Origin of the sequence: Sodalis sp. (in: enterobacteria), from assembly GCF_051710625.1 — a bacterium.
In the GTDB taxonomy this organism is placed as follows: domain Bacteria; phylum Pseudomonadota; class Gammaproteobacteria; order Enterobacterales; family Enterobacteriaceae; genus JBPESN01.
This window is the reverse complement of record NZ_JBPESN010000105.1, coordinates 1-5,589: the sequence shown is the minus strand read 5'-3', so window position 1 is coordinate 5,589 and position 5,589 is coordinate 1. Positions and strand designations below refer to the sequence as shown.

Genomic DNA, 5,589 nt, shown 5'->3' with positions numbered 1-5,589 from the left:
CGGCGGTGTAATTTTGGTCGACAACCAGTTGAGCGGATTCGCGTTTAAATTCAGGACTAAAATTTCTTCTTTTTATTGGTGCACCCGTGTTGTTCTGAGGTGAGCATATCACCTCTGTTCAGGTGGCCAAATTCAGTGTGCCACTACAACCTACGGCCACGGCAACACCCAGGAGTCTTTCCGGGTACGTGGGTTTGATCTTTATAGCGAAGATATTGCCTACGGCGGACTCTATGGCGTCCTGCCGCGCCAGTTTGTCGCCACCGAGCTGGCGGAACGCGTGGAATTGCTTAAAGGCTCCAGCGCCTTCCTGAACGGCGTACCCCCCGGCGGTACCGGCGTGGGGGGGCACCGTTAATATTGAACCGAAACGGGCCGGCGACGAGCCGCTGAACCGTGTTTCTGTTGACTATACCTCCAAATCCCAGGTCGGCGGCGCCTTTGACGGCGCGCGACGTTTCGGCGACAACAACCAATGGGGCGTGCGGGTGAGTGGTGTGCATCGCGTGGGCGAGAAGGCGGTCGAAAATCAAAACCGCCGTTTGACGCTCGGTACCATTGGCTTGAATTACCGCGGCGACCGTTTCCGCTCCTCACTGGATGCGGGTGCCGAGAAACAAACGGTGCACGGTGCGCGTGGGGTGGTCTATACCTCCGGCATGGACAAAATCCTCAAGGCACCTTCCGCGACAACCAACTACGGTCAAAAGTGGGCGTTTACTAAAACTGAAAATCAGTTTGGTGCACTGCGCGGCGAATACGACCTGACCGATAACTGGACGGTCTATGGCGCGGGCGGCGGCAACCATACCCATGAATACGGATCCCACTCCAACGTCACGCCTTTTAACGATGATGGCGATGCCACCATGGGCCAGATGCGGGTACCTTACTTCTCCGACAGCATCTCCAGCCAGGCGGGCATTCGCGGTAAATTCGACACCGGTTTCATCGACCACAGTGTGAATCTTGGTTATTCCAGCACCTACCGTCGCCTATCAAATCTCGTCCAGCAGCTGCGCCACCAATATCTACGATCCGAGCTATTCCGATGAGCCGACGAACGCGACCTATGCCTGCGGTAAGATGGGCAACCCCGGCGTCACCAACCGCACCTACAACAGCGGCGTGAGCCTGTCGGATACCTTGTCGATGCTTGACGATCGCCTGAAGCTGATAGCCGGTCTGCGTCGCCAGAGCATCAATGTGACCAACTACGCCTACAGCGGCGAAGAGACCACCAAGTTTGAGCGCACCAAAGTGACGCCGGCCCTCGATCTGGTGGTCAAGCCTTGGGAGCACATCTCCCTTTACGCCAACCATATCGAAGCACTGCAGGCCGGGGAAACCGCTGGCACGACCTATAATTCCGGCACCGTGGTCAACGGCGGCCAGGTTACCGGCGTCGAAACCTCGAAACAAAATGAAGTGGGTGTGAAAGCGGATTACGGCCGCATCGCCGGATCGCTAGCGGTCTTTGAAATTAAAAAGCCGGTGGCCGCCTATCGCTATTTGGGCAACGGCAACGGCAACGGCAACGGCAACGGCAACGGCAACGGCAACGCGCAGTATGAATACGGCAACTACGCCGAGGAACGCAACCGCAGCATTGAACTTATCCTGTTCGGTGAGCCGCTGGTCGGCGTGCACCTGAACGGCAGCACGACATAAATGGATCCGGAGTTGACCAAAACCCAGGACGGTACCAATGACGGTAACGACGCCATCGGCATGCCGCGCTATCAATTCGTGCTGGGCGGCGAATGGGCATCTGCCGGGGCTCAGCGGTGTCGCTGCCACCGGACGTGTTGTCATTCGCACCGGCGCCCAGTATGTTGACGAAGCCAACGACCTAAAGGCCAGCGGCTAGACCCGTCTGGATCTCGGCGTGCGTTACGATATGCAATTGCCGAAAAACAATATCGTTTGGCGCGCCAACGTGGAAAACGTCACCAACGAAAACTACTGGGTGTCGGCCAGCGATGGCTACCTGACCCAGGGCGATCCGCGCTCGCTGAAACTGTCAATGACCGTAAATTTCCAAGCTCCCCCAGGCGCTTATCGCCCAGGAGTACAGACGCACCGGCAAGCCGGTGCGTTTTTTTGCCTGAACAATGGTGAGGCGACGGCCGCTATCTTTAACGGTTAAAACCCCTATTACGCAGGCCGATAGTTGATAACGGCTTTTTAACTGCCGGGAAAATGATCTACTATCATTGGGGTTCGCGTTTGCGGGGAGCTGTTCTTGCGCGTCCTGCACATTGCCGCAAAAGCTAGAGACTAAGGAAAGCATGGAAATCTTTTTTACAATTCTTATCCTCACCCTTATCGTGTCCCTTTCCGGGGTAGTGACACGTATCCTACCGTTTCAAATACCGCTGCCGCTGATGCAGATAGCGCTCGGCGCGCTGCTGGCCTGGCCAAAGTTCGGCCTGCACGTGGATTTTAATCCTGAGCTTTTCCTGGTGCTATTTATCCCGCCGCTGTTGTTTTCCGATGGCTGGAAGACGCCCACGCGCGAATTTTTGCGCCACGGCGGCGAGATTGTGGCGCTGGCGTTGGTGTTGGTGATTATCACGGTGGTCGGTATCGGTTATCTGATTTACTGGATGGTGCCGGGCATCCCGCTGGTGGCGGCGCTGGCGCTGGCGGCCGTGCTATCTCCCACCGATGCGGTCGCGCTGTCGGGGATTGTTGGCGAAGGGCGCATCCCGAAAAAGTTGATGGACATTTTGCAGGGCGAAGCGCTAATGAATGACGCCTCCGGTCTGGTGTCGCTTAAATTCGCCATCGCGGCGGCGATGGGGACGATGGTGTTTTCCGTCGGCGGCGCCTCGCTCGAGTTTGTTAAAGTGGCGGCGGGCGGTCTGCTGGCCGGCGTGGCGGTAACCTGGGGTTACAGCAAGTCCCTGCGGCTGATTACCCGCTGGAGCGGCGACGACGCCGCGACGCAGACGGTATTGCTGCTGCTGCTGCCGTTCGCCGCCTATCTGATCGCCGAGCATATCAGCGTTTCCGGCATTCTAGCCGCGGTGGCGTCCGGCATGACCATCGGTCAGTCGGGCATTATCCGCAATGCCCCGCTGGCAATGCGGCTGCGCGGCAATAGCGTCTGGGCGATGCTGGAGTTTGTCTTCAACGGTATGGTCTTTATCATGCTGGGACTACAACTGCCGGACATTCTGGAGACCTCCATTACCCAGGCGGAACTGGATCCCACCATCCAAACCTGGATGTTATTTACCGATGTCATTCTTATCTATGCTGCGCTGATGGTACTGCGTTTCGGCTGGCTGTGGCTGATGAAACGCATAAGTTTGCGCTTTATGACCAAGCGGCCGATGGTCTTCGGCGACTATAGCACGCGCGAAATTCTGATAGCCTCTCTCGCCGGCGTGCGCGGCGCCATTACGCTTGCGGGCGTGTTGTCGATTCCCTTGCTGCTCAGCGACGGTTCAGCGTTTCCCTCGCGTTACCAATTGGTGTTTATCGCCACAGGCGTGATCCTGTTTTCCCTTATCTGTGGCGTGATTGTTCTGCCGCTGCTGCTGCGCGGTATTCAGGTGTCTGACAAAGCGCAGCACCGTCAGGAAGAACGTATGGCCCGCGCGGCGGCGGCGGAAGTGGCCATTGAAAGTCTGCATAAAATGGAAGAGCGGCTGGCCAACAGCCAGGAAGAGAATATCGACAGTCAAATTCTTAACGAAGTCAGCGCCCGGGTTATCGGCAATTTACGCCGCCGCATTGACGGCAATGACGACGCGGACAGCGCCCTGTTGATTGAGAATCTGGAGCGGCGCATGCGGCTTAACGCGCTGCGCGCCGAGCGCGGTGAATATTATCATTTGCGCGCACAGCAAAAAATCAGCAATGAAACGCTGATGAAGTTACTGCACGATCTGGATCTGCTGGAAGCGCTGCTGGTCGAGCACTAATAGGCCGCCGCGCTGCCGGCACGTGCCTGGGGAGCCCTTCGAGCGGGTCCTCAATCACGCGGCAGGGCCGTAACCACGTTGTTAAAGTGAGGGCCGTACCAAAGGTGGAGCCGCTCTCCAGGAGCAACGCTCGCGGTTGGGGATGAATCGCGTCCACGTAACTAGGGCGCTTCTGCCGCGGTACCACGCGGCCGCTCGCCGAGGAGCCAGCGTTTGCGGCAGGCGGCGATCCATGCCTGCGCGCCATGGGACAGATAACTGTTCTGGCGCCAGATAAGCCCCAATTGCCACAGCATTTGCGGCGTCAGTGGCAACCACAGCAGACGTTGGCTATCCAGCCGGCGGCAACGCGGTTCCGGCAGTACGGCTATACCAATGCCCGCCGCCACCATCGCCGCCAGAAAATCCCACTAACCGCTGCGGATCGCAATTTGCGGTTCAATCCCGGCCGCGTCGAAAGCGTTAAGCAATTGCCGGTACAGCGAAAAATCTTCGTTATATATCAATACCTGCCACTCGCCCAGCAGCGTAAACGGGGACCTCCCGCTGCGTTAACCAGGGAGAGCGCCGCTGCTCGGGGTCGACCTCGGCAGTCAGCGCGGTCAGCACCAGATCCAAATGGCCAGCCAGCACCGCCTGTTGCATAATGACGCCGCCAAATTCCGCTATCTCCAGCTCGATACCCGGGTAGCGCTGGGGGAAATCGCCGATAAGCTCCGCCATCTGCGTCCCCACCATAGGGGGTATACCCAGGCGCAGCCGCCCCTTGCGCAGGGCGTTAATATCCTCAAGTTCCGCCTGTAATGTGGGGTGGCAATCATTTCTGGACTCTCAAGTTAAACGATGAGTTAGCCGGAAGCCCTTTAATGGCACGGCTTACAGAAATTTTACAGATTCTGAACTCGTCGCAAAAAAATGGGCAAAAAATGATTTTTTTTGCACTAAATTCTGGACTCGAATGACTGTGGTTTGAGCAGATTTAAAGGTAGTTTAAACGCCTTTTGGGCATCCATTAGATATATGTGAATTAGGTTAAAAAATATTAGTAAATCATAAAAATAATAAAATTAGATAGATAATAACCTAATTTTCATTTAGGCCGCTTCACTTTTCTTACAGTTTAAGCTTGCCACATCTTTTACTGCACACTTTTCAGATACCGCCTTCTTTTTAGCTTTGTGTAGGGCTATCAGACGTTCTTTTTCTTCTTTCGGAAGTTGGAGTAACAAGCTATCTAAGTCATCTTTACGTTCTGATAACGCCAATACACCCTTTGCCCCTTCTTGCAAAAGCAAGCTTATTAACGCCTTTAAATATTTTTTATTCAGTGACTTATAAATCATATGCCAAGTAGCTTCTAAAGGATCCTCCATTAGGCTTTCCTCGTTAATCGACTGAATCTCGCTAGTTGAGGCCACTTCTTTTTGAGTGCATGATGAACCAAATGCAAGGCAGTCCAGGCTGACGTGTTTCTTATATACAATGCTCTGTGTACTGGTGTAGTGGTGTAGTGGCACACTGAATTTAGCCACCTGAACAGAGGTGATATGCTCACCTCAGAACAACACGGGTGCACCAATAAAAAGAAGAAATTTTAGTCCTGAATTTAAACGCGAATCCGCTCAACTGGTTGTCGACCAAAATTACACCGCCG

General features: G+C 55.1%; 7 protein-coding genes and 1 pseudogene. 6 read left to right on the top strand and 2 right to left on the bottom strand.

Annotation, left to right across the window (positions count from 1 at the left end):
* Positions 1–130: 130 nt before the first annotated feature.
* The 6 genes from ACTBDU_RS15845 (at position 131) to ACTBDU_RS15820 (ending at position 3,935) form a co-directional block, all read left to right on the top strand.
* Positions 131–358 (top strand): TonB-dependent receptor plug domain-containing protein, encoded by a 228-nt coding sequence (locus tag ACTBDU_RS15845; protein WP_438807143.1) that lies wholly within the window; start codon positions 131–133, stop codon positions 356–358.
* A gap of 148 nt (positions 359–506) precedes the next feature.
* Complete coding sequence (locus tag ACTBDU_RS15840) at positions 507–1,055, top strand: hypothetical protein (RefSeq protein WP_438807142.1); 549 nt, start codon at positions 507–509, stop codon at positions 1,053–1,055.
* The gene (locus ACTBDU_RS15835) at positions 970–1,671 is read left to right on the top strand and encodes a TonB-dependent receptor domain-containing protein (protein WP_438807141.1); all 702 of its coding nucleotides are present in this window, start codon (positions 970–972) and stop codon (positions 1,669–1,671) included. The genes ACTBDU_RS15840 and ACTBDU_RS15835 overlap by 86 nt, the downstream gene beginning before the upstream one ends.
* A gap of 37 nt (positions 1,672–1,708) precedes the next feature.
* Positions 1,709–1,870: a hypothetical protein gene (locus ACTBDU_RS15830; protein WP_438807140.1), complete on the top strand. Its 162-nt coding sequence runs from the start codon at positions 1,709–1,711 to the stop codon at positions 1,868–1,870.
* An 18-nt stretch (positions 1,871–1,888) separates the two neighbouring features.
* The gene (locus ACTBDU_RS15825; protein ID WP_438807139.1) at positions 1,889–2,149 is read left to right on the top strand and encodes a hypothetical protein; all 261 of its coding nucleotides are present in this window, start codon (positions 1,889–1,891) and stop codon (positions 2,147–2,149) included.
* A 142-nt stretch (positions 2,150–2,291) separates the two neighbouring features.
* A complete protein-coding gene (locus ACTBDU_RS15820) occupies positions 2,292–3,935 on the top strand; it encodes a Na+/H+ antiporter (RefSeq protein ID WP_438807138.1) in 1,644 nt (547 codons plus the stop codon).
* Between the two features lie 161 nt (positions 3,936–4,096).
* Here ACTBDU_RS15820 and ACTBDU_RS15815 read toward each other — a convergent pair.
* Together ACTBDU_RS15815 and ACTBDU_RS15810 are read right to left on the bottom strand one after the other, a co-directional pair.
* Positions 4,097–4,739, bottom strand: a pseudogene (locus tag ACTBDU_RS15815) (LysR substrate-binding domain-containing protein); the annotation flags it as partial.
* A 290-nt stretch (positions 4,740–5,029) separates the two neighbouring features.
* Entirely contained in the window at positions 5,030–5,467 is a 438-nt protein-coding gene (locus tag ACTBDU_RS15810; protein ID WP_438807137.1) for a hypothetical protein, read from the bottom strand.
* Positions 5,468–5,589 lie beyond the last annotated feature (122 nt).

What these genes read in the sequence shown, in the direction of transcription:
- ACTBDU_RS15830 (WP_438807140.1), top strand. Translation starts at nt 1,709, where the DNA reads ATGACGGTAACGACGCCATCGGCATGCCGCGCTATCAATTCGTGCTGG.
- ACTBDU_RS15820 (WP_438807138.1), top strand. Translation starts at nt 2,292, where the DNA reads ATGGAAATCTTTTTTACAATTCTTATCCTCACCCTTATCGTGTCCCTT.